We start from the raw sequence: 23,764 nt of genomic DNA on the forward strand, positions 1-23,764 counted from the left end.
TGTCCGGCACCTTCCGGATCGTCACACCCTTCTTCCGTGATGTTCCTCGCGTCGTCGAAGTGTGACGTGCCGGCCACGTGCGGACACAGGCGGGGCGTGAAGAGGATCAGAGACACCAGGGCCGTGCAGTGGCTCACCAGCACCGATCACAAGACCATCGGAACGCTCTACTTGGTCACCGCGTTCGCGTTCTTCTTGACCGGTGGCGTGATGGCGCTGCTGATGCGCGCCGAGCTGGCCCGGCCGGGTCTGCAGATCATGTCGAACGAGCAGTTCAACCAGGCGTTCACGATGCACGGCACGGTGATGCTGCTGATGTTCGCCACCCCGCTGTTCGCCGGGTTCGCGAACTGGATCATGCCGCTGCAGATCGGCGCCCCGGACGTGGCGTTCCCGCGGCTGAACATGTTCGCCTACTGGCTCTACCTGTTCGGCTCGCTCATTGCGGTGGGCGGCTTCCTCACCCCGCAGGGCGCCGCGGACTTCGGCTGGTTCGCCTATGCGCCGCTGTCGGACGCGGTCCGCAGTCCAGGTGTCGGCGCCGACATGTGGATCATGGGGCTGGCCTTGTCCGGCTTCGGCACGATCCTCGGTGCGGTCAACTTCATCACCACGATCATCTGCATGCGCGCGCCCGGCATGACCATGTTCCGGATGCCGGTCTTCGTGTGGAACGTGCTGCTGACCGGTGTGCTGGTCCTGCTGGCCTTCCCGGTGCTGGCCGCCGCGCTGTTCGCCCTGGAGGCGGACCGCAAGTTCGGCGCCCATGTCTTCGACGCCGCCAACGGCGGAGCGTTGTTGTGGCAGCACCTCTTCTGGTTCTTCGGCCACCCGGAGGTGTACATCATCGCGCTGCCGTTCTTCGGCATCGTGAGCGAGGTCATCCCGGTCTTCTCGCGCAAGCCGATGTTCGGCTACATGGGCCTGATCGCGGCCACCATCGCGATCGCCGGTCTGTCCGTGACGGTGTGGGCGCACCACATGTACGTCACCGGCGGTGTGCTGCTGCCGTTCTTCTCCTTCATGACGTTCCTGATCGCGGTCCCGACCGGCGTGAAGTTCTTCAACTGGATCGGCACGATGTGGAAGGGCTCGCTGTCCTTCGAGACACCCATGCTGTGGGTGATGGGCTTCCTGATCACGTTCGTCTTCGGCGGGCTGACGGGCGTGATGCTCGCCTCGCCGCCCATCGACTTCCACGTCTCCGACTCGTACTTCGTGGTGGCGCACTTCCACTACGTGGTGTTCGGCACGGTCGTCTTCGCGATGTTCGCGGGATTCCACTTCTGGTGGCCGAAGTTCACGGGCAAGATGCTGGACGAACGCCTGGGCAAGATCACCTTCTGGACGCTGTTCGTCGGCTTCCACGGGACCTTCCTGGTGCAGCACTGGCTGGGCGCCGAAGGCATGCAGCGCCGCATCCCCGACTATCTCGCGGCGGAGGGGCTCACCACGCTCAACACGGTCTCCTCGGTCTTCTCGTTCCTGCTGGGCTCCTCCCTGCTCCCCTTCTTCTACAACGTCTGGAAGACGGCCAAGTACGGCACGCCCGTCGGTGTCGACGACCCGTGGGGCTACGGCCGCTCGCTGGAATGGGCCACCTCCTGCCCGCCGCCGCGGCACAACTTCCTCGCCCTGCCGCGGATCCGCAGCGAGTCCCCGGCGTTCGACCTGCACCACCCCGAGGTGCCGGCCGCGGAGCGGGAGTTGGCGGCCCGGTGACGGCCGACGACGAGCGGGTCCTGGTCCAGCAGATCGAGGGCCATCTGCTGCTGGCCGCCGCCCGCGAGGAGGGCCGCACCGCCGCGGCCCGCCTCGGCTCCCGCCTGGGCTGGCTCACCGACACCCAGCGCGAGGACCTGGAGCGGCAGTTCGAGACCGAGTACCTGGCGCTGGCCCGCCTCTCGTGGCACCGCACGGCCGAGCGGGCGGAGGAGCTGCGGCAGACGTACGAGTCGCGCTACCGGGCACTGCGCGGGCGGCTGCTGGCCTGCTGTGTGCTGGGGTGCGCGGTGCTGGCGGCGACCCTGCTGGTACTGACCGCCGGCGGGTAGGACGGGGCCGTCCGCGGTGCGGGACTGCTCGGCCTGCGGGGCGTGGGACTACTCGGCCTGGGGGGGTGCGGGACTGCTCGGGCCGAGGGGTGCGGGGTGCTCCGGGCCGAGGGGTGCGGGGTGCTCCGGGCCGAGGGGTGCGGGGTGCTCCGGGCGGGGACGGGGGCCGCTGCCGGCCGGTATCAGGACCGCCCGCGGCCCGAACCGGGGTCCGCGCAGCGAACGGCCGCTCGACGACGAGTGCCGCCGCGGGTGAAGTCCGCGGCCGGGACCGGCGGGAACCGGTCGTGCCGCCGGTCGGCGGGTCCGCGCGGGGCGCCGGCCCGCCATACTGGCCGTCGTGCGCGTTGCGATCATGACGGCGGGGTCCCGGGGCGACGTCGCCCCCTACACGGGACTGGGCCGGCGGCTCGGCCTGGCCGGGCACGAGGTCACCCTGGTCACGCACGGCCGCTTCGAGGCGCTGGTGGCCGGTTCCGGGCTGCGGTTCCATGCGCTGCCGGTCGATCCGCTGGCGGAGCTTCAGTCGCCGCGCGGCCGGGCGCTGCACCGCAGCAGCAGCGGTGCCGGCAAGCTGCTGCGGGTGGTGGAGCTGGCCCGGCGCGTGGTGGGGCGGATGACCGAGGGGCTGCTCGGCGCCGCGCGGGGCAGCGACGCGCTGCTGCTGTCCTCCTCGCTGGCCCCGCTCGGGCACACCATCGCCGAGGGGCTACGGCTGCCGAGCCTGGGCGTGTATCTCCAACCCCTGGCCGCCACTCGGGAGTTCGCCCCAGCGGTGCTCGGTGGCGGCTCGTGGGGAGGGCCGGTGAACCGGCTGGCCGGGCACGGGGTGAGCATGGCCGTCGAGCACGTCTTCGCGGGGACCGTCCCGGCCGTGCGGGAGCGGCTCGGTCTGCCCCCGCTGCCGGCCGGTGCCGCGCGGCGGACGCGGGAACGCCGGTACTGGCCGGTGCTGCACGGCTTCAGCCCCTTGGTGGTGCCCCGGCCCGGCGACTGGCGGCGGGGTCTGGAGGTGAGCGGCTACTGGTGGCCGTACGACACCGACACACAACTCCCCGAGCGGGTGCGGCAGTTCCTCGATGCGGGTTCGCCTCCGGTGTTCGTCGGGCTGGGCAGCGCCACCGTGCCCGACGCGGGCCGGCTCAGCGCCCGAGTGGTGACGGCGCTGCGGCGGGCGGGTCTGCGCGGGGTGATCCAGCGCGGCTGGGGCGGGCTCACCGCCGACGGTGACGACATGCTGGCCATCGGTGAGGTGCCGCACGCGCTGCTGTTTCCGCGCATGGCCGCCGTGGTGCACCACGCGGGGGCCGGCACCACGGCGGCCGGGCTGCGCGCCGGGGTGCCGGCCGTGCCGGTGCCGGTGCAGTTCGACGCGGGTTTCTGGTCCGCCCGACTGGTCGCACTGGGCGTCGCCCCGGCCGTCGTACCGCTGCGCCGGCTCACCGTGGACGCGCTGGCCCCGGCACTGGAACGGGCCACCCGGGACCCGGCCTGCCGGCGGCGCGCCGAGGCCCTGGGGGCCCGCATCCGGGACGAGGACGGCGCGGCACCGGTGATCGCCGTGCTGGACCGGCTGGACGGCTGAGACACCGGCGCCCGGCGGCGGGCGGGCACCCGCGCCGCTGCCGGCCGTCGCGTCAGGTGTGGTCGAGCACCATCCGGAAGCGGGCCCTGCCGGAGAGCATCTTCCGGTACGCCTCGTCCGCGCCGTCCAGCGGCACGCTCTCGGTCATGGGACGGATGCCGTGCAGGACGCTGAAGGCCATCGTGTCCTCGACGTCCTGCGAGGTGCCGGACGGGTGGCCGCGCACCAGCCGGCCGGACAGCAGCAGCTGGGTCGGGCTGATGCCGAGCGGCGCGCTGTCCGCACCGATGGCCACCAGTTCGCCGCGCGGGGCCAGACCGTCCACGGTGGCCGTGACGGCCTCGGAGTTGCCCGCGGTGGCCAGCACGACACGGGCACCGCCGAGGGACTGCAGCGCCTCGGCGACCGGGGTGGCGGAGGTGCTGTCGACGTAGTGGTGGGCGCCCAGTTGCTTGGCGAAGTCGGCCTTCTCGGCACCCCGGGCGATGCCCACGGTCTCGAAGCCCATCGCGACCGCGTACTGCACCCCGAGATGTCCCAGGCCGCCGAGACCGAGCACCGCGACCAGGTCACCCGGCCGGGCGGAGCTGCGCCGCAGCCCGTTGAACACGGTCACGCCCGCGCAGGCCATCGGCCCGGCATCGCTCGCCGAGAGTCCGTCGGGGATCCGGGCCAGCGCGTCGACGGGTGCGATCACCTTCTCGCCGAACCCGCCGTCGTAGGCCCAGCCGGGGACCTTCAGGTTCACGCACACGATGAAGTCGCCCGAGCGGCAGGGCTTGCAGTGACCGCAGCTGCCGCCGAACCAGCCGACGGCGACCCGGTCACCGGCCTGCCAGCCGCGCTCCGCCACGCCTTCGCCCATGTCCTCGATGCGGCCGGCGATCTCGTGTCCGGGCACTTCGGGGAACGTGACGCCCGGCATTCCGCCGCTGACGAAGAGAGCGTCGCTGTGGCAGACGCCGCACGCCTCGACGGCGATCCTCACGTGACCGCGTCCGGGTTGCGGGACCTCCCGCTCGACCAGCTCGAAGGTGCCGTTCGGGGCGGTCACCTGCGCGACTCGGTAGGTAGTCATGGCTCTCTCCGGAGAAAGGTACGGCGGCTCCTCCCCCAGCAGACCAGTTCCGGCCCGAAACCGCGCGCCGAACCGGCTGCGCCGCCACTGACCTGGGCGGACCGGTTGCTCACCGGCTCGGGGGGCGCCAGTCCTCCGGCCGCAGCATGCCGAGGAGCAGCCGGACAAGTTCGTCCACGACCTCGTCCAGCGTGGCGTCGACCCAGCCGGCGGTCCAGTCGTGCAGCAGGCCGTTGACACTGCCGATGAAGGCCGTGGCAGCGAGGCGGTAGTCGCGGGGCTCCGCCTCGCCGCGGGCCGCGGCCGCGTCCGCCTCGGCTCGGATGAGGTCGACCCAGCGGGCGCGGCGGGCGAGGCGCTGCTCCTCCAGCCGGGGGCTGACGCCGATGATCTCCACGAAGGCGATGCGGATGCGGCGCGGGTCGGCGGTGATGCCGCGGGCGTAGGCCCGGAAGAGCACGGTGGCCCGTTCGGCCAGCGGCAGGCCGTCGGCGTCGCCGAGGGCGTCCAGGACGGCCTGTTCGGCCCAGCCGTTGACCTGGAGGTGCAGCGCGGCCAGGACGTCCTCGAGGGTGCGGAACTCCTCGTAGAACTGGCGTGTGGACAGGCCGGCGGCCTGGCTGAGGGCGGCGACCGTGGTGCCCCGGTAGCCGGGGGCGTCGCCGAACAGCTGCAGCGCCGCGGCGAGGAAGCGGCTGCGCCGCTCGGCCTGCCGTTCCTCGGCGGTACGGCCGCCGTAGCGTCCCGTCGGCGCCCTGAGCCTGCCCCCCACGCTTCCCCCTCCGTCGTCCCGCCGGTCACCCCGGTGGTCACCAATCTTGTCGTGCACACATCTTGTCGAGAAGGCGGCCCCCTCCTTACTTTTCAGTAAGTTCACTGTGAATGCGCACGTGTTCAGATTCCCCCGAGGAAAGAGAGCCGTCATGGCCGCCTCCAGAACCAGGCACCTGTGCTCCCTGGCCGCCGCCCTCGCCCTGGCCGTGGCCGGGTCGGCGACCGCCGCCTCCCCGGCGTCCGCCGCACCCGAGGGTCTGCGCGAGGTGCTGTTCGTCGGCAACAACTGGGACGGCACCGCCGATGTCATCCGCTCCTCCGGCGACTTCGCCAGGATCGGCCGGATCGACGTCGTTCCCGACAAGGCCGCGCGGATGGCGGAGATCAACGCCGATCCGATCAAGTGGATCTACTTCCAGGCGATCCGCAACAGCGTCGGCGAGGGCCACGACCAGTTCACCGACGACATGTACTCCACCCCGGACGGCCGGTCGGTCGTGGTGTCCCGGCCCAGTTTCGCGGACGTCGTCTCCCTCGACCTGGCCAGCGGGAAGGTCAACTGGCGCTTCCCGGTTGCCGGATACCGCGCCGATCACATGGCCGTCTCCCCCGACGGCACCCGGGTGGCGGTGTCCGCCTCGACCGCGAACACCGTGCACGTGCTGGACATCGGCACCGGCAGGCAGCTGGGGTCGTTCGCGACCGGCGACAAGCCGCACGAGAACATCTTCACCGCGGACGGCAGGTACATCTGGAACATGTCCATCGGTGACGTCAACACCGCCCTGGACGATCCCGGCTGGGACTGGACCAAGGGTGACCGGCACATCACCGTGGTCGACGCGACCACGTACAAGCAGGTCAAGGTCATCGACATGCGGCAGCGGCTGGACGCGTTCGGGCTGCGCAACTACTCGGACGCGGTCCGCCCGGCCGTGTTCTCACCAGACGAGTCCAAGCTGTACTTCCAGGTGTCGTTCTTCAACGGCTTCCTGGAGTACGACGTCGCCACCGACAAGATCACCCGGATGAAGACCCTGCCGAAGAACCCGGCGACCAGCGAGGACCGCACCACCTGGGTCAACGACTCGCGTCACCACGGCATTTCCATGAACCCCGCGGGCACCAAGCTGTGCGTCGCCGGCACCATGGACGACTACGCGACCGTGGTGGACCGTGCCACGCTCCAGGAGGGCCCGCAGGTCACCGCGTCCAAGCCGTACTGGGCGACGGTCAGCGGGGACGGCAAGGACTGCATCGTCTCCGAGAGCGGTGCCGACCAGGTGACGGCGATCGACTTCGCCACCGGCCGGAAGGTGACGTCGGTACCGGTCGGCGACCACCCGCAGCGCGTCCGGCTGGGCCACGTCCAGGCCGACTGGAGTGCTCCCGAAGGAAGTTGATGGTCCATCAGGCGTGGCCTCCGGGGTGACCCCACTCCCTCCGGAGGCCACTTCACCGTCAGAAGCGGGCCGTCACCCACGCGGCCAGCTCGGCCCGCGCCGCGTCCAGCAGGTCCGCCGAAGGCACCGTCGCCCCGTTGGTGACCAGCGCGTAGTGCAGGACGCCGGAGTCCGAGTCGGTGAGCAGCAGCCGGCGGCTGCCCGTGCCGCCCGGCTCCGGTGCCACGGCGACCGGGGTGCGGGCGGGCGGGGCGTACACCGTGCCCAGGTCGGAGACGACCGTGGTGGAGGCGGTGGGGAAGGACGCCGGAAGGTGCAGTTCGGTGGGCGCGGTGCCGCTGCCGGAGCGCCATACGAGCACTCCGTACTGGCCCGCCCCCACCAAGGCGGCCACGTGCGGCAGGGAACCCGGCACCGGATTCCAGGTGAGGGTGGTGGAGCCGTCGCGGGAGCGGTCCTCGTAGGTGAAGGCGAGGGCGGTGCCGGCCGTGGCACTCGGGTGGACGCGGTCCAGGAGGTGGGCGTCCTGGCGCAGGACGACGTCACCGGCGTCGTCGAGCCGGACCGCCGAGAGGTCCTCGTCGTTCCAGGCGTCGCCGGAGGTGAGCACCTTGCCGGGGTCGCCGTTCATCGGCTCGTGGTGCCGGCCGCTGTAGAGGTCCCACTGCCACTGGGTGCCGGACAGCACCGGGCCGGAGGCGGTCGGGTCGGACCACCAACGCGCTCCGGGCAGACGGGAGTCGAGGGCCTGGTACATGGCCTTCAGGACTGTCGGCGCCTTGTCGGACACCAGGCCGGACAGCGGGTGGCCGAACTCGCTGACCACGGCGGTGGTGCCGGCGGCCGCGGCGCGGTCGCGGACGGCGGCGAAGTCGGCCGCGTACCGGCCGTCGGCCGCCTTGCCCCACATGAGGATGCCGGAGATGGCCTTCTGGTCGTAGAAGTGCGTGTTGAGGACGTACCCCGGGCCGAGCGCGCCCGCGTCCAGCAGGCCGCCCTGCTGCCTCTGGGTGGAGATGTTGGCGTTCCAGAAGAGGTTCGGCTCGACGAAGGCGGGCTTGTCCTGCCAGCCGGCGGCGTCCATGCGGGCCCGGAACCTCACGTAGAACGGCCAGAGCAGGTCGCGCTCCCAGGTGCGCGAGGTCTGTCCGGAGTCGTAGCGGCCCGCGTACGGCTCGTTGTAGGGATCGAAGCCGGCGACACCCGCGAACTCCGCGTCGGTCAGGTGTTCGCGCAGGTAGGTCATGGTGGTCCCGGCGGTGGTGAGGAACGCGTCCTGGAGGCCGTGGGCGTTGTGCCAGAAGTCGTACTGGCCCTGCTGCACGGCCGCGTTCTGGGTGATGTTCTGGCCCCAGAAGAGGCAGATGCCGCAGGACTCCTTCGGGTAGTTCCCGGCCTGGACGGCCCACCCGGGGGCGCCGTCGCCGGTGTACCAGCTGTCCTTGCCGAACAGGTAGCGGGAGTACAGGTCCTGGTGGAAGTCGGGCAGGACGCGGATGCCGGCGTCCAGGAACGCGCGCATCTGCTCGGTGACGGCGGCCAGGTAGGCGGTGCCGGCCTGGCCCCGGACGGGTTCGGCGTGCGCCCAGGAGAGCAGAAAGCGGACCGCGTTGCCGCCGCCGAGGGCGCGCAGCGCGGTCGCGGACTTGCGGGCGTCGGCGACCGAGGCGAAGGGCAGGCCGCCGTTCTCCTCGAGTTTGGTCTCGCCGGAGACGTTGTAGCCGCGCAGGACGATCTCGCGGCCCTGGCCGTCGGTGAGCCGGCCGTCCCGCACGGTGAGCGGAGCACCGTCGAACCAGAGGGAGTCGGAGGGGGTGGCGGCGGTGGCGGGAGGGGCGCCCGCCACCGTCAGGGATCCGCACAGGACGACCAGGACGGCCAGCAGACGCACCCGGATATTCGGCATGTCCACCACAGTCCGGCGGCGCCCGGACAGCGTCAATACCTTCTGACCCGACAGTAAGTTGACTTGGCGTCAGCTCTACTGGTCACTCCGCCCGGCGGCGCATCACGTTCAGCAGGTACTCCTTGCGGTTCAGCGGGTTGTGGTCGGTGCGCGGCCGTTCCGGTACCGCGCCCCGGGTGACCGGCGCGTAGTGGTCGAAGGCCGACTCCAGCTCCCCCTCGCCCCGGGTGAGCCCCGGCAGCCGCTGCTCCAGCTCGTGCACCCGGCCGGCCGGCACGGTGCCCTCCAGCAGACAGGCCGTGGCGTGCGTGCCGGTGCTCTCCGGGATCGCCCCGAGCCGGGCCAGCACCGGCAGCAGCGCGCCGAGCGTGTCCGCCGGTGCCTCCAGCCGGAAGCGGTGCACCGGCTCGTGCACCAGGGTGCCGGCCCGGCGCAGCGCGTCGGTCAGGACCAGCGGGGTCAGGCCCCGGAAGTCGTAGCCAGTGCTCGACATGCTCTTGTCGAAACCCTGGTGAGCGTGACTCTGCCGGGGCGAGTAGCCCGAGTGGGTCATGGTGACCGTGCAGTCGGTGACCTGCCAGCCGTGCAGCCCCTGGCCCAGCGCTTCCCGGACGGTGTCCTCGACCGCCTTGAAGAAGGCGTACGGCATCGAGCCCAGCTCCACCTCCAGCCGGAAGTCCACGCCGGAGCCGGGCGGGGCCGGGTCGACGCGCAGGCCGACGGTGGCGAGGAACGGGTTGGGCTCCTTCTTGTTGAACTCCACCGCGTGCCCGGTGCCGGCCGGCCGTTCGATGCACAGCGTGGTCGTCTCGCGGAAGGTGACGTCCAGGCCGTACTCGTCGGCGAGGGTGGCCTGGACGACCTCCTTCTGCACCTCGCCGTAGAGGGACACGGAAGTCTCCCTGCGCCGCTCGTCGTGGCGGACGCCGATGAGCGGGTCCTGCTCGGCGAGCTGGGTGAGCGCCAGGTGCAGGGAGCGCCGGTCCGTCCCGGGGCCGGGCACGACGACGGTCTCCAGGGTGGGCGGCGCGAAGTGGTGCTCGCAGGCGCGCGCCGGCGCGCCCACCGCGTCGCCGATCCGGACGCCGCCGAGGCCCCACATCCTGACGATCCGGCCCGCCGGGGCGCTGTCCGCCCGGGTGTCGCTGCCGTGGTCGAAGACGGTGAGCGCCGTGACACGGCCGTGCGTGGTCCGGCGTCCGCCGTCGCCGCCGGTGTCCCGGCCGTCCCCGAAGGGGATGCGGTCGCGGATGCGCAGGGTGCCGGAGAAGAGCCGGGCGTAGGCCACCTTCTCCCCCGCCGGGCCCCGCTCGACCTTGAACACCGTGCCCGACAGGGGGCCGTCCGGGTCGCCGGCGGCCCTGGGCAGCAGCCGTTCGACACCGGCGATCAGTTCGGGCACCCCGGCACCGGTGAGGGCCGAGCCGAGGTAGACCGGATGGGCCGCTGCCCGCCGGGTCAGGTCGGCCAGGGCGGCGTCCAGACGGCCCTCGGGGACACGGCCGTCGAGGTAGGCGGCGAGCAGGCGGTCGTCCTGGTCCGCCAGTGCCTCCAGCGCGGCGGGGCCGAGGCCTGGCAGGAAGCGGGCGCTGCGGGTGCCCAGGCCGGTGGCCGTGCCCATCGGGACGAGCGGTACGGCCAGCCGTTCGGCCATCTGGCGGAGCACGGCCGTCTCCCGTGCCCCACGCCGGTCGATCTTGTTCACGAAGACCAGGGTGGGGATGCGCAGCCGGCGCAGGGTCCGCATGAGCACCCGGGTCTGCGCCTGGACGCCCTCGACGGCGGAGACGACCAGGACGGCACCGTCGAGGACGCCGAGCACCCGCTCCACCTCGGCGATGAAGTCGGGGTGACCGGGGGTGTCGATCAGGTTGACGGTGACGCCGTCCAGCGGGAACGAGACGACGGCGGACTTGATGGTGATGCCGCGCTGCCGCTCCAGCGCGAGGGTGTCGGTGGTGGTGCTGCCGGCGTCGACGCTGCCGACCTCGTCAATCACACCGGCGGTGTGCAGCAGCCGTTCGGTCAGGCTGGTCTTACCTGCGTCGACGTGCGCGAGGATTCCCAGGTTGATCAATTGCACGAAGCGTCATGTCCTTGAGAGAGCGGGCGATTCCTTCCGGGCGGGACATGGACGGTGCGCGCATGATCACTCCTGGTGCTCTGGGGAACTCGACCGGTGCAGTGCAGCAGACCGGCGACCGCGGCACCAACGGATTAACGTTCAACCAGGTGCCGTGCCGGGTGAGCCGAGGAGCGGACGATGCGTGAGATTCTCGCCGTGCTGGACCGCTGGTACGCGGCCCGGGTGCCGTTCGGGCTGGCCACGGTCGTAGCGGTCAGCCGCAGTGCGCCGCGCGGGCCCGGCGCCGCGCTGGCGGTCGGCCCTGACAGCGAGGTGGTCGGCAGCGTCTCCGGGGGCTGCGTGGAGGGCGCGGTGTTCGAGCTGGCCCAGGAGGCGGTCGCGAGCGGCGCGGCCCGGCTGGAGACCTTCGGCTACAGCGACGAGGACGCCTTCGCGGCCGGGCTCACCTGCGGCGGTGAGATCACCGTGCTGGTACGTCCGGTGACCCAGGCCCTGGATCCGTCGTTCGGGGCGGTCGCCGCGTCCGTCGCGGGCGGAGAACCGGTCACCGTGGCCACCGTGATCGACGGGCCGGCGCCGCGCGGAGCCACCCTCGCGGTGTGGCCGGACACGGCGGCCGGCGGTCTGGGCACACGGGGGCTCGACGCGGCGGTCGCCGCCGACGCACGCGGCGAACTCGCCCTCGGCGCGACGGGCCTGCGGCACTACGGGCCGCACGGGGAGCGGCGCGAGGACACCGTCACGGTGTTCCTGCAGTCCTTCGCGCCGCCGCCGCGCATGCTGGTGTTCGGGGCCATCGACTACGCCGCCGCGGTGGCCCGGATCGGGGACTTCCTCGGCTACCGGGTGACCGTGTGCGACGCCCGCCCGGTGTTCGCCACGCCCCGCCGGTTCCCGGAGGGCGTCGAGGTCGTGGTGGACTGGCCGCACCGGTATCTGCGCGGCACCCACACCGACGAGCGCACGGCGATCTGTGTCCTCACCCACGACCCCAAGTTCGACGTGCCGCTGCTGCGGGAGGCGCTGCGGCGCCCGGCGGCGTACATCGGGGCGATGGGCAGCCGCCGTACCCACGACGACCGGCTGCGCCGTCTGGTCGAGTCCGGCCTCACGGACGAGGAGCTGGCCCGCCTGCGCTCCCCGGTCGGCCTGGACCTCGGCGCCCGTACGCCGCAGGAGGTGGCGGTGTCGGTGGCGGCGGAGATCGTTGCGGTGCGCTGGGGCGGCACCGGGACACCGCTCAGCAGCACGAGCGGGGCGATCCACCCTCGGGGCGCGGTGTGAGACACGGCCCCGCCAGGACGGGCACAGGCCCCGCCGGCGGCCTCCGGCCCGCCTCCGCCCGATGGTCCGCGCGCGGGCCGGCCCACCGGGCGGCCCGGCCGGGGGCCGGGCACGTACCAGGGCCGCGTACACGCCCGGCGGCGCAGCCCGTCGGGCTCCCGGTGGCTACGCTGGATCACCCGCCACGCGCGCGTGCACATGCTGGTCGTGCCAGCCGTCGGCGTGCAGGAGTGCGCTGCGCAGGGTGCCCTCGGCGGTGTAGCCGGCCTTCTCTGCGACCCGGCAGGAGGCGGGGTTGGCCGTGGAGTGGCACAGCGTCAGGCGGTGCAGGCCGAGGTCGTCCAGGGCCCAGCGGCTGAGCCGGCGGGTCGCCGCGACCGCGAGGCCGCCGCCGCGGGCCTCGGGCAGCACCCAGTAGACGACCTCGGCGGTGCCGCCCGCCAGGTCGACGTCGTTGAGGCCGGCGAGCCCCACGGCAGCGCCGCCGGTCGGGGCGACGGCCCAGATCACCCCCGTCTCGGCCTGCCGGCGCGCGTGCAGGCGCCCGATCCGCGCGCGGGCCTCGTCACGGCTGCCGACGGAGAAGAGGTTCCAGTGGCTGATCGCCGGGTCCTGCCCTGCCGAGTGCAGGGCGTCGGCGTCGGCGTCGTCCAGGCGCCAGGGCCGCAGTTCGAGGCCGCCGGGCAGCGGCAGCACGGCTTGGTCGTGGTCGGCGAGGCGGCCGGCGGGTACGACGGCGGGTATGCCGGGAGTGTTGATCATCCAGGGATGATGTCACGGCCGCTGCGGCAGCCGGTGCAGGGTCACCTCGGTGAGCGCACCGCCGGCGACCGTGACCGTGAGGTAGGTGCAGTGCGGCTGGCGGCGGCGGTCGGTCGGGGAGCCGGGGTTGAGCAGGCGCAGCCCGCCGGGGGCGGTGGTGTCCCAGGGGATGTGGCTGTGTCCGAAGACCAGGACGTCGAGGTCCGGGAAGCGGGCGGCGCAGCGGGCCTCGCGGCCCTGGGCGGGGCCGGTCTCGTGGACGACACCGAAGCGCAGGCCGCCCAGTTCGGCACGGGCCACCTCGGGGAGCCGGGCGCGCAGGTCGGGGCCGTCGTTGTTGCCGTACACGCCGACGAGCCGGTGGCTGCGGCTCTCCAGCAGGTCGAGGGTGGCGGTGTCCACCCAGTCGCCGGCGTGGAACACCACGTCGGCGTGCGGGATTTCGGCGAGCAACTGGTCCGGGAGCCGCTTGGCACGCCGGGGCAGGTGCGTGTCGGACATGAGCAGGAGGCGCACGTGGCCAGCCTAGGGTCTTTCGACCCCGGCACGGTCCGAAGGAGAGGCCCTAGGCGGCCCGCGAGGTCAGGCGGCGCAGGCCGGCCACGGTGCCGAGCAGGGCGGCACCGGTGCCGAGGGCGGTGGCGGCGGGGTGCCGGACCAGGACCTCCTGCCAGGAGCGGGCGTGCGCGCTGTCGTCGAAGGAGCCATGGGCGCCCTGGTCGTCCGCGGGGTCCCGGTCGGCCGGTGCGAAGAGGTTGTCCAGTCCGGCGGGCGGGACGCGGTCGGTCTGCTGGGAGTCGAAGCCGGTGCGGGCCAGGTAGCGGTCGAGGGGGGCCGGGGCGAGCCGGTTGGCCCAGATGGTGGCCACCGTGGTGGCCCCGACGTAGTACTGCTTGCGGCGCGGATGGTCGGCGGCGTACACCACGCCCCGGGCGGCGACCTCGGGCTGGTAGATCGGCGGGACCGGCATGGGGTGCCGGGACAGCCGGGAGCGGACCCACTCGAACTGGGGCGTGTTCACGGCGGGCATCTGGGCGACGGTGACGTGCACGTGGCTGCCGCGGTGCAGCAGTTCCGTGCGCAGGGACGAGGTGAAGCCGTTGATGGCGTGCTTGGCGCCGCAGTACGCCGACTGCAGCGGGATCGACCGTTCCCCGAGTGCGGAGCCGACCTGCACGATCGTGCCGCGGTCGCGGGGCAGCATGCGCTTCAGGGCCGAGCGGGTGCCGTTGACGAAGCCGAGGTAGGTCACGTCCGTGATCCGCCGGTACTCCTCGGGCGTGATCTCCTCGAACGGCGCGAACACGCTGGCGAAGGCGCAGTTGATCCAGACGTCGACCGGGCCGAACTCCTTCTCCGCGGCCTCGGCGACGGCGTCCGTCTGGGCCGGGTCGGCCACGTCGGCGGGGTGGACCAGCGGGCGTCCGCCGAGCGCCGCGACCTCGTCGGCCGCCGCTTCCAGACCGCCCTCGCCTCGTGCGACCAGGACGACGTCGGCGCCGCGCCGGGCGTACAGGCGGGCGGTGGCGCGTCCGATGCCGGCGCTGGCACCGGTGATGACGACGGTGGGGGGCATGGTCCTCTCCTCCGGAAGGCCTCGGGGACGTGACTGCTGAACGTGCGGTGGTTCACCCCGCCCGGTACGGCGCCGCCCGCTCCTCCACCAGGGTCAGCCCCAGGCCCGGTGTTCCGTCGGCGCCCGGTGTGACGCTGCCGCCGGCGGGGTCGAGGACCCCGTCGAAGAGGAGCCGTTCGATGCGGACGTGGTCGTGGAACCACTCGAGGTGGCGCAGGTTGGGCACCGCGGCGGCCACGTGCGCGTGGGCGTGGGGTGCGCAGTGCCCGGAGACGTCCGTGCCGCGCGCGTGGGCGAGTGCGGCCGCGCGCAGCCAGACGGTGATGCCGCCGCAGCGGGTGACGTCGGCCTGGAGGCAGTCGACGGCCCCGGCGGCCAGCATGTGCTCGAAGTACGGGAGGGTGTAGCCGTATTCGCCGGCCGTGACGTCCATCGGGACCCGGCCGCGGACGTCGGCGAGGGTGGTGAGGTGGTCGGAGGAGACGGGCTCCTCGAACCAGGTGACGCCGTGTCCGGCGAGCCGGCCGGCGACGCGTACGGCCTGGCCGCCGGTGTAGCCGCCGTTGGCGTCCACGTACAGCTCGGTGCCGTCGCCGACGGTGGCCCGTGCGCGGGCGACGCGTTCCAGGTCGCGGTCCTCGCGGGTGCCCCAGGACTCCCCGATCTTGATCTTGACGCGGGGGATGCCCTGTTCCTCCGCCCAGCCGCGCAGCTGCCGGTCCTGCCGGTCCGCGTCGTAGGTGGTGAAGCCTCCGCTGCCGTAGACGGGCACGTCGTCGCGGGCGGCGCCGAGGAGCCGGACGAGGGGCAGGCCGAGCAGGCGGGCCTTGCAGTCCCACAGGGCGATGTCGACGGCGGCGATGGCCTGGGCGGCCACGCCGGGCAGTCCGGCGTTGCGGACGGCCCGGCACATGCGCTCGTTGGCGCGTGGCACGTCGTGCGCCGGAAGGCCGGTGACGGTGCCGGCGAGCAGGTCGCGTACGACGTGGGCGGTGGCGGCGGGCGCGTAGGTGTAGCCGAGTCCGGTGGTGGTGCCGGAGCGGACGGTGACCAGGACGAGGGTGGTCCTGTCCCAGGCGAGGGTGCCGTCCGCCTCGGGGGCGTCGGTGGGCACGGTGTAGACGGCGGTGCCGACCGCTTCGACGGCCGGCTGGTCGCTCATGCCCTCCTCCTCAGCCGCCGCAGCCCGCACACGGCGCCCGCGGTCAGGGCGGCGGCGGACACGGTGGTCGCCCAGCGGGCCGTCCTGGAGGGCCCGGCCGGGCGGTCGGCCAGGCGCTCGGGGTGGTCGCTGGGCAGGTTGCCGTCCAGGGCGAGGGCCAGGACCTCGGCGAGGTGCAGGGCGCGGCGGCCGGTGCCGCCCTCCTCGATCTGGGTACGGCAGCTGAAGCCGTCGGCGAGGACCAGGCTGTCCGGTGCGGCCCCGCGGACCGCGGGCAGGACACCCTGTTCGGCGACGGCCATGGAGACGTCGTGGTGGCCGCGTTCGAAGCCGAAGTTGCCGGCCAGTCCGCAGCAGCCCTCGTCGAGCACCTCGGCGTCCAGGTGGGCGCGGCGCATCAGTTCGCGGTCGGCGTCGAACTTCATGACGGCGTGCTGGTGGCAGTGGGTCTGCACGGTCGCCTGCCGGGCGAGCTGCGGTGGCCGCCAGTCGTCCGGGGCGTGGTGGACGAGCTGTTCGGCGAAGGTGCGCGTCTGCCCGGCCAGCCGCTGCACGTCCTGGTCGCCGGGCAGCAGTTCGGGGGCGTCGGAGCGGAACACGGCCGTGCAGGAGGGTTCCAGGCCGATGACCGGGGTGCCGGCCTCCAGGTAGGGGTGCAGTGCGTCGAGGGTGCGGCGCAGCACCTTCTTGGCGACGGGGAGCTGGCCGGTGGAGATCCAGGTCAGGCCGCAGCACACCGGCTTGTCGGGGACGGCGACCCGGAAGCCGGCGTCCTCCAGGACTCGTACGGCCGAGACCGCGATCGCGGGGTGGAAGTAGGTGCTGAAGGTGTCGGGCCACAGGACGACGGTGCGCGGGTCGGCGGGGTCGGGCTCCGTCCGGTCGCGGGCCCGCCACCACTGGAGGAAGGATCGCTCGGCGAAGAGGGGTGCCGAGCGGGCCTCGTCGATGCCGGCCAGCCGCTTGCCCGCGCCGGCCAGACCGGGGGCGTGCAGCGCGGAGTTGACCAGGGCGGGGGCGAGCCGGGAGAGCCGCGCCCACACCGGCAGCCAGCCCATGGAGTAGTGGGCGGCGGGGCGGATGCGGCCCTCGTAGTGGTGGGAGAGGAACTCGGCCTTGAGGGTGGCCATGTCGACGCCGGTGGGGCAGTCCGACTTGCAGCCCTTGCAGGCCAGGCACAGGTCGAGGGCGTCGTTCACGGCGGTGGAGCGCCAGCCGTCCTGGACGGCGGAGTCCGCGTGGCCGTCGAGCATCTCGAACAGCAGCCGGGCCCGGCCGCGGGTGGAGTGCTCCTCCTCCATGGTGGCCCGGTAGGAGGGGCACATGACGCCGCCGGAGTGGGCGCGGCAGTTGCCGATGCCGACGCAGCGCATCACCGCGCGGTTGAAGGAGTGGTCGTCCTCGGGGAAGCCGAAGTGGGTGGCGGGGGTGGTGGGCCGCCAGGCCGGGCCGAGCCGCAGTTGCCCGTCGACGGGGTTCGGACGGACGATCTTTCCGGGGTTCATCCGGTTGCCGGGGTCGAACAGCGCCTTCAGCTCGCCGAAGGCGGTCACGAGCCGCTCCCCGAACATCCGGGTCAGCAGCTCGCCGCGCGACTGGCCGTCCCCGTGCTCGCCGGAGAGCGAGCCGCCGTAGGAGGCGACGAGGTCGGCGGCGCGCTCCACGAACCGCCGGAAGTCGGCCACGCCCTCGGCGGTCTTCAGCCCGAAGGGGATACGGGTGTGGACGCAGCCCTGTCCGAAGTGGCCGTACAGGGACGGGTGGTCGTAGTCGAACTCCTGGAACAGCTTCCTGAGGTCGCGCAGATAGTCGCCGAGGCGCTCGGGCGGTACGGCGGAGTCCTCCCAGCCCTCCCAGGTCTCACGGTCGTCCGGCGGACGCGCGGTCACGCCGAGCCCGGCCTCCCGTGCCCTGAGCATCTTCTGCTCGCGTTCGGGGTTGTCGGAGAAGGCGACGTCGTCGTCCTTCTCGTGACGGCCGACGGCCCGCAGCAGCGCGTGCGCCTGTTCGTCGACGGCGTCCTGGGAGTCGCCGCTGTACTGCACCATGAGCCAGCTGTCCCCCGACGGCAGGACGTCGAGCGAGTCGAGGTAGGCGCCCTCCTCCCGCATCAGCTGGGCCATGCGCCCGTCCAGGGCCTCCAGCTGGCTGGGCGAGCAGTGCTCGAGGAGGCGGGGCACGTCGTCGGCGGCGGCGCAGATGTCCTCGTAGCCGAGGACGAGCAGCGACTGGTACGGCGGCACGGGCACGAGGTCGAGTTCGGCGCGCAGGACGGTGACCAGGGTGCCCTCGCTGCCGACGAGCGCCCTGGCGACGTCGAAACCGTTCTCGGGCAGCAGGGAGTCGAGGTTGTAGCCGGAGACCCTGCGCGGGATTCTGGGGTAGCCGTGGCGGATGTCGGCGAGGTACTCGGTGACGATGCGGTCCAGGCCGGTGTAGATCTCGGCGAGCCGGCCGCCGCCGGCGATGATCCGGGCGCGCTCGTCGGGCGGGGTGGGGCCGACCCAGGCGCGCTGGCCGTCGTAGGTGAGGATCTCCAGGCGGCGGACGTTGTCGACGGTCTTGCCGTACGCCTGGGCGGAGGCCCCGCAGGAGTTGTTGCCGATCATGCCGCCCAGCGCGCAGTGGCTGTGAGTGGACGGCTTGGGCCCGAACTGCAGCTTGTGTCGGGCGAGTTGACGGTTGAGTTCGTCCAGGACGATGCCGGGCTCCACCACGCAGCTGCGCTGTTCCGGGTCGACGGACAGCACCCTGGTGCAGTACTTGCTCCAGTCGATCACCACCGCGGTGTTGGTGGACTGCCCGGCCAGGCTGGTGCCGCCGCCCCGGGACAGGACGGGTGCGGCGAAGCGCGCGCACACCGACAGCGCCCGCGCGCCCGCCTCCACGGTGCGGGGCACGACGACGCCGAGGGGGACCTGACGGTAGTTGGAACCGTCCGTGGCGTAGGCACCGCGGCTGCCCGCGTCGAAGCGGACTTCGCCGTCCACCTCGGCGCGGAGGGCCGCCTCCAGGCCGGACGTGTCCGGAGGGGTCATCTGCGCTCCTCGAGTTCCCGACGTGCTGCCCTGTCCGAAGACCGGCGAGTACCCGACAGCCGGCCAGGCAAAACCGGGGCGTCTCAGCGCGCGCTGCGCCGTTTCAGCGGCTCCCACCAGTCCCGGTGGTCGCGGTACCAGGCGACCGTCTCAACGAGGCCGGTGGCGAAGTCGTGGCGCGGGCGGTATCCGAGTTCGTCGCGGGCCTTGCTCCAGTCGACCGAGTACCGCAGGTCGTGGCCCTTGCGGTCGGGGACGTACGCCACCGCGTCCCAGTCCGCACCGCACGCCTCCAGGAGCAGTCCGGTCAGCTCCTTGTTGCTCAACTCCGTTCCGCCGCCGAGGTTGTAGACCTCGCCGGGGCGGCCCCCGGTGCGCACGAGGTCGATGCCCCGGCAGTGGTCGTCCACGTGCAGCCAGTCGCGGACGTTGCGTCCGTCGCCGTACAGCGGGACTGGCAGGCCGTCGAGGAGGTTGGTGACGAAGAGCGGGATCAGCTTCTCGGGGAACTGGTGCGGGCCGTAGTTGTTGGAGCAGCGGGTGATCCGGACGTCCAGCCCGTGGGTGCGGTGCTGGGCGAGGGCGAGCAGGTCGGCGGAGGCCTTGGACGCGGAGTACGGGGAGTTCGGGGCGAGCGGGTGCGTCTCGGGCCAGGAGCCGGTCTCCGTCGAGCCGTAGACCTCGTCGGTGGAGACGTGGACGAACGGGCCGGTGCCGTGCCGCACGGCCGCGTCCAGCAGGGTCTGGGTGCCGAGGACGTTGGTGCGGACGAACTCTCCCGCCCCCTCGATGGACCGGTCCACGTGCGACTCGGCGGCGAAGTGCACCACCTGGTCGGCGTCGGCCATGAGCTTGTCGACCAGGGCGGCGTCGCAGACGTCGCCCTCGACGAAGTCGAGCCGGGGGTGGCCGAGCGGGAGGTTGGTGAGGGTGCCGGCGTAGGTCAGTCCGTCCAGCACGGTGATGCGGGACGCGCCGGTCGGGTCCGCGGCGAGGTGCCTGCGGACGTAGTGGGAGCCGATGAAGCCGGCGGCGCCGGTCACGAGGATGTTCACGACCGGACCTCGGTCGTCCCGGTCGCGGCGGGGGTGCCCGGCCCGGGGAGCAGCACCGGAGCGTTCATTCGCCACACCTTAACGGGGAACGCGGCTCGGGTGCCGGCGGTGTTCACCGGAGGGGTGCGGCGCACCGGGCGGGACACGGCGGCGGGCGGGAGCGGCGGCCGGGCGGGCGGGAGTGGCGACCGGCGGGCAGGGTGGCGGCCGGGCGGGCGGGCGGGAAAGGCCGGATTTCGGTCGCCGGGCGGGGTGTGCGGAGGTTTCAGTCCTCGCCTCGCACTCAGTCCTCGCCTCGCACGATGTTGTCCTCGGTGCCCGGGCCCGTCCGGCCGTCCGGGGTCCGGTCCAGGACGGCGGGCAGGCAGGTGCGTACCGCCGGGTCCCGTCGGCGCTGGGCCTTCGCCCATCCCGTCTCCGCGTGGGGTATGGCCGGTTTCTCACTCGGATGCGCGGTCACGTCGTTCATCTTCCTTCTGCGCCCCGCCTGCGGCGGGAACGGTTCGCCGGGCCGACCCGGCCCGGGGGTGCGTGGTTCGTCCGACCGGGTCCCCGGGTCGCACGGCCCGCAAACACTCCCGGCCCCGGCGCCGGTTCACGTCCGGCCGCCGCCACCGCCGCCGAAGGACCCGCTGGAACCGGGCGACCAGCGTGAGCGGCGCTGGTCCTCGGCACGCCGGGTGCCGGCGTTGCCGAGCTGGTGCGGGGTGAGCCGTTCGCTCTCGTCGGCGGCCCGGGGCACCTCGTCGGGTTCCCGGACCTCGCTGACCTCGTGGACCGGCCCGGACGCCGGCATCTTGGGCTGCTCGTCGGGCCGCGGGGGCGCCGGTTCGCGCTCGCGCACCTTGACGCCCAGCCGGAAGGCCCAGAGCAGTCCCAGGACGCAGGCCACTCCGGCGACCAGGATGAGGGCGTATCCGAAGACCTGAGTGCCCGCGGCTGCTTCGTACATGGCAGTGTTCATGGCCGTCGGGTACCCGGAGCGGCGTGCCGGATGCGCGGACCTGCGGCGGTCAGCCGGCCGGCGGCGGCCACCGCGCCCCCGTGGCCGGGTTCAGCTATCCTCCGTCCCCGCCGCCGCCCGTTCCACCTCCGCCTCGATCTCGGCCCGTGGACGGCCGGTGTCCCGCGCGTACTCGCTCACCGCCGTCTGCAGATCGCGGGCGAGGTCCCGCCAGGCACGCAGGGCGGTCTCGTAGGTGCCCGACTGGGCGCCCGTCATCCCTCGCTCGGCGGGCGGGCCGTAGGCGTCCCGCAGTTCCTGGACCTGGGCCTGGGCGGCGTCGGCCGCGAGCTGCTTCGCGACCAGTTCTTCGAAGGTGTGCGACACGCCAACCGACCCTAGGCACGGGCGCCGGGCGCGCCGGTGCCGACCTGCCGTGGGCGGCCGCACGCGCACCCGAGTGGCGGTCAGCCGCCGGCGAGCACGCCGTGCCCGCGGGAACCCAGCAGCCGGCGAACGCACCCCACCCGCGGGAACTCAGCAGCCGGCGAACGCCCCGTGCCCGCGGGGACTCGGCCGCCGGCGAGCACGCCGTGCCCGCGTGGTCTCAGCCGTCCAGTACCAGGTCGGCCCACACCTGCTTGCCGCCGCTGACCGGGACCGTTCCCCAGGCCGCAGACACGGCCTCCACCAGCAGGATGCCGCGGCCCCCGGTGGCCTCCCAGCCGATGCTGGTGGGCTTCACCGGGCTGCGCGGGGAGGCGTCGGCGACGGCGAGCCGCAGCCGGTGGTTGATCAGGCTGAGGTCGAGACGGACCTGCCCGCCGGTGTGCACCAGGGCGTTGGTGACCAGCTCGGAGACGACCAGCAGGGCGGCGTCGAGAGTGTCCGGCGAGATGCCCCAGGTGCGCAGGGTGCGCCGGGTGAAGCGGCGGGCGTGCCGGGCCGCCTCGGGCACCCGCCACACGGTCCAGCTCTCCCGCAGCGGCCGTACGGCCATGCCGTCGTAGCGCATCAGCAGCAGGGCCACGTCGTCGCCTCGGTGGGCACGGCCCAGCAGGGCGTCGGCGACCAGGCCGAGGTGGGTGGGGTCGGCGGCGGCCAGTTCCGCGGCCAGCCGGGCCATGCCGGCGTCGAGGTCGGCGTCTGCGGACTCCACCAGGCCGTCGGTGGTCAGCGCGAGCACCGCGCCGGGCTGCAGCCGCAGCGGGGTCATCGGGAACTCGGCCTGGGCGAGCACACCGAGCGGCGGGCCGCCCTCGGCCTGCAGGATCTCGGCGGTGCCGTCCGGGTGGCGCAGCACGGGCTGCAGGTGCCCGGCGCGCACGCACCAGGCGGTGCCCTGCTCCATGTCGACGTCGACGTAGGCGCAGGTGGCGAAGAGGTCGGTCTCCATGTCCAGCAGCAGCCGGTTGGCGTGCGCGACGACGACGTCCGGGGCGTGGCCCTCGACGGCGTAGGCGCGCAGCGCGGTGCGCATCTGGCCCATCAGGGTGGCGGCGCCGGCGTTGTGGCCCTGGACGTCGCCGATGACGAGGGCGACGTGGTGGTCGGCGAGCGGGATCACGTCGTACCAGTCGCCGCCGACCTCCAGACCCTCGTTGGTGGGCAGATAGCGGGCGACGGCGACTGCGCCGGGGAGCCGGGGCAGCCGGCGCGGCAGCAGCGTGCGCTGGAGCATGCCGACGAGTTCGTGCTCGGCGTCGAAGGCGTGGGCGCGCAGCAGGGCCTGCCCGGTCAGCGCGGCGCAGGCGGTGAGCAGGGCGCGCTCGTCGGGGGCGAACTCGCGTGGCCGGTCCCAGCCGACCAGGCAGGCGCCGGCCATCCGGCCGCCGGCCGGCAGCGGCAGGACGGCGAGGCCGCCGGGGCCGACCTCGGCGAGAGCGGGTTCCAGTGCCGAGCCGGCGGGCCAGATCCGGGCCCGGCCCTCGCGGAGCGCGGCGGCCAGGGTCGGCATGGCGCGCACCGGCGCGTCGGGCCACTCGGTGCGCCACTCGGAGCGCCACAGCTCGGGCCAGGCCTCGGGTTCGGGCGGGTCGAGGACGGTGACGACGAGCCGGTCGTTCTCCAGTTCGGCCAGGGCGATGCGGTCGGCCTGCAGGGGCCTACGCAGGGCGGCGACGACGGCCTGGCCGACGTCCTTGACGGTGCCGGCCGTGGCGAGCGCGGCGGCCAGACGCTGCACCCGGGCCACGTCGGTGACGTCGGAACGCTGGGACGAGGCGTCGGCGACGGTGCCGACGAGGCGGGCCGGCCGGCCCTCGCCACCGGGCAGCAGCCGGCCGCGCAGCCGTAGCCACTTGGGCTGGCCGGTGGGCTGCCGGATCCGGAACTCCAGCTCGCGGTCGCCGATGGACATGTGGTCGGCCTCGACCACGGACATCAGCGCGGGCAGGTCCTCGGGGAGGGCACGGCCGAGCAGGGTCTCCACCCGGCCGTCGAAGTCCTCCCGGGCGATCCCGAACCCCCGCAGGATCGCCTCGCCGACCTCCACCCGGCCGGAGTCCATGGCCAGGCTGAAGGCGTCCGTCGGCAGTTCACCGGTGTCGCCGGCGGCGACCGGGGCGGGTACGGCGACGGCGTGGGCGATCAGTTCCAGGCAGGACCGGTCGTCGGCGCCGAAGCCGCCGGGGTGCTCGCCGACGGCAAGCAGACAGCCGCTGCCCGCCAGGCCGAGCGGCAGGGCGGCCAGGGAGAAGTCCGGGGACGGGGTGCGGCGCGCGTCCGGGAAGGCGGCCAGTTCGGCGGGACCGAGCCAGTGCGCACGTCCGCTGCGGTGGGCCTCGGCGACCGGGGAGGCGCCCGCCGCCGGATAGCTGTCCCGCAGGCCGTACAGGGTCCGCGGCAGGCCGGCGGACTCGGCGAGGACGAGCACCGAGGGGTCGTCGCCGGGCGTGTACACCCCGGCGAACGACGCCCCGGCGAACACCAGGGCCTGTTCGAGGACACGGCGGAGCCGGTCGGGGGTGGGCGGGGCGGCCATGAGGGGCACAAGGGCGGCTTCAGCACGCTCCGTTCTCGTGCCGCTGATCGCCGCAGCGCCCTCACTCACCACGTG

The 23,764-nt window shown here is 73.4% G+C and carries 19 protein-coding genes; 5 read left to right on the forward strand and 14 right to left on the reverse strand.

Features of this window, described 5'->3' with window-relative positions:
* The first annotated feature begins 96 nt into the window (after positions 1-96).
* The 3 genes from ctaD to JK359_RS20840 all read left to right on the forward strand — a co-directional run bounded on the left by ctaD (position 97) and on the right by JK359_RS20840 (position 3,639).
* The gene (gene ctaD, locus JK359_RS20830; RefSeq protein WP_201837738.1) at positions 97-1,722 is read left to right on the forward strand and encodes an aa3-type cytochrome oxidase subunit I; all 1,626 of its coding nucleotides are present in this window, start codon (positions 97-99) and stop codon (positions 1,720-1,722) included.
* Complete coding sequence (locus tag JK359_RS20835; protein ID WP_201837740.1) at positions 1,719-2,054, forward strand: hypothetical protein; 336 nt, start codon at positions 1,719-1,721, stop codon at positions 2,052-2,054. Before ctaD ends, JK359_RS20835 begins: the two co-directional genes overlap by 4 nt.
* A 355-nt stretch (positions 2,055-2,409) precedes the next feature.
* A complete protein-coding gene (locus JK359_RS20840) occupies positions 2,410-3,639 on the forward strand; it encodes a glycosyltransferase (RefSeq protein WP_201837967.1) in 1,230 nt (409 codons plus the stop codon).
* Between the two features lie 52 nt (positions 3,640-3,691).
* Here JK359_RS20840 and JK359_RS20845 read toward each other — a convergent pair whose 3' ends face one another.
* Both JK359_RS20845 and JK359_RS20850 read right to left on the reverse strand, forming a co-directional pair.
* Positions 3,692-4,717 carry an alcohol dehydrogenase gene (locus tag JK359_RS20845; RefSeq protein ID WP_201837742.1) on the reverse strand — a complete coding sequence of 342 codons (1,026 nt, stop codon included), beginning with the start codon at positions 4,715-4,717 and terminating at the stop codon, positions 3,692-3,694.
* Between the two features lie 109 nt (positions 4,718-4,826).
* Positions 4,827-5,489 carry a TetR/AcrR family transcriptional regulator gene (locus JK359_RS20850; RefSeq protein ID WP_201837744.1) on the reverse strand — a complete coding sequence of 221 codons (663 nt, stop codon included), beginning with the start codon at positions 5,487-5,489 and terminating at the stop codon, positions 4,827-4,829.
* Positions 5,490-5,640: 151 nt separating this feature from the next.
* Between JK359_RS20850 and JK359_RS20855 the strand changes: the two genes are divergently transcribed.
* Positions 5,641-6,894, forward strand: a complete 1,254-nt coding sequence (locus JK359_RS20855) for a YncE family protein (RefSeq protein WP_201837746.1) — start codon at positions 5,641-5,643, stop codon at positions 6,892-6,894.
* Positions 6,895-6,952: 58 nt separating this feature from the next.
* On the opposite strand, the gene JK359_RS20860 is transcribed toward JK359_RS20855, so the two are convergent.
* The gene (locus JK359_RS20860) at positions 6,953-8,800 is read right to left on the reverse strand and encodes an endoglycosylceramidase (protein ID WP_201837748.1); all 1,848 of its coding nucleotides are present in this window, start codon (positions 8,798-8,800) and stop codon (positions 6,953-6,955) included.
* A gap of 82 nt (positions 8,801-8,882) precedes the next feature.
* A complete protein-coding gene (locus JK359_RS20865) occupies positions 8,883-10,883 on the reverse strand; it encodes an elongation factor G (RefSeq protein WP_201837750.1) in 2,001 nt (666 codons plus the stop codon).
* Positions 10,884-11,063: 180 nt separating this feature from the next.
* On the opposite strand from JK359_RS20865, the gene JK359_RS20870 reads away from it, so the two are divergent.
* Complete coding sequence (locus JK359_RS20870) at positions 11,064-12,170, forward strand: XdhC family protein (protein WP_201837752.1); 1,107 nt, start codon at positions 11,064-11,066, stop codon at positions 12,168-12,170.
* A 165-nt stretch (positions 12,171-12,335) separates the two neighbouring features.
* On the opposite strand, the gene JK359_RS20875 is transcribed toward JK359_RS20870, so the two are convergent.
* From JK359_RS20875 to JK359_RS20920, 10 genes are all read right to left on the reverse strand, one after another.
* The gene (locus JK359_RS20875) at positions 12,336-12,932 is read right to left on the reverse strand and encodes a GNAT family N-acetyltransferase (protein WP_201837754.1); all 597 of its coding nucleotides are present in this window, start codon (positions 12,930-12,932) and stop codon (positions 12,336-12,338) included.
* Positions 12,933-12,944: 12 nt separating this feature from the next.
* Positions 12,945-13,448: a metallophosphoesterase family protein gene (locus JK359_RS20880; RefSeq protein ID WP_201837756.1), complete on the reverse strand. Its 504-nt coding sequence runs from the start codon at positions 13,446-13,448 to the stop codon at positions 12,945-12,947.
* 49 nt (positions 13,449-13,497) lie between these two features.
* Positions 13,498-14,508: an SDR family oxidoreductase gene (locus JK359_RS20885; protein WP_201837758.1), complete on the reverse strand. Its 1,011-nt coding sequence runs from the start codon at positions 14,506-14,508 to the stop codon at positions 13,498-13,500.
* Between the two features lie 52 nt (positions 14,509-14,560).
* Positions 14,561-15,670 carry an enolase C-terminal domain-like protein gene (locus tag JK359_RS20890; RefSeq protein ID WP_201837760.1) on the reverse strand — a complete coding sequence of 370 codons (1,110 nt, stop codon included), beginning with the start codon at positions 15,668-15,670 and terminating at the stop codon, positions 14,561-14,563.
* Complete coding sequence (locus tag JK359_RS20895; RefSeq protein WP_201837762.1) at positions 15,667-18,708, reverse strand: FAD-binding and (Fe-S)-binding domain-containing protein; 3,042 nt, start codon at positions 18,706-18,708, stop codon at positions 15,667-15,669. The genes JK359_RS20890 and JK359_RS20895 overlap by 4 nt, the downstream gene beginning before the upstream one ends.
* Positions 18,709-18,791: 83 nt before the next feature.
* Positions 18,792-19,763, reverse strand: coding sequence for a dTDP-glucose 4,6-dehydratase (rfbB, locus tag JK359_RS20900; RefSeq protein ID WP_201837764.1), 972 nt, complete (start codon positions 19,761-19,763; stop codon positions 18,792-18,794).
* A gap of 283 nt (positions 19,764-20,046) precedes the next feature.
* The gene (locus JK359_RS20905; RefSeq protein ID WP_201837766.1) at positions 20,047-20,232 is read right to left on the reverse strand and encodes a hypothetical protein; all 186 of its coding nucleotides are present in this window, start codon (positions 20,230-20,232) and stop codon (positions 20,047-20,049) included.
* A 126-nt stretch (positions 20,233-20,358) separates the two neighbouring features.
* Positions 20,359-20,727 (reverse strand): DUF6479 family protein, encoded by a 369-nt coding sequence (locus tag JK359_RS20910; RefSeq protein WP_236678188.1) that lies wholly within the window; start codon positions 20,725-20,727, stop codon positions 20,359-20,361.
* A 90-nt stretch (positions 20,728-20,817) separates the two neighbouring features.
* The gene (locus JK359_RS20915) at positions 20,818-21,093 is read right to left on the reverse strand and encodes a hypothetical protein (protein WP_201837769.1); all 276 of its coding nucleotides are present in this window, start codon (positions 21,091-21,093) and stop codon (positions 20,818-20,820) included.
* Between the two features lie 220 nt (positions 21,094-21,313).
* The gene (locus tag JK359_RS20920) at positions 21,314-23,758 is read right to left on the reverse strand and encodes a SpoIIE family protein phosphatase (RefSeq protein WP_201837971.1); all 2,445 of its coding nucleotides are present in this window, start codon (positions 23,756-23,758) and stop codon (positions 21,314-21,316) included.
* Positions 23,759-23,764: the final 6 nt, after the last annotated feature.

The organism is Streptomyces actinomycinicus, assembly GCF_016741775.1.
GTDB lineage: Bacteria > Actinomycetota > Actinomycetes > Streptomycetales > Streptomycetaceae > Streptomyces > Streptomyces actinomycinicus.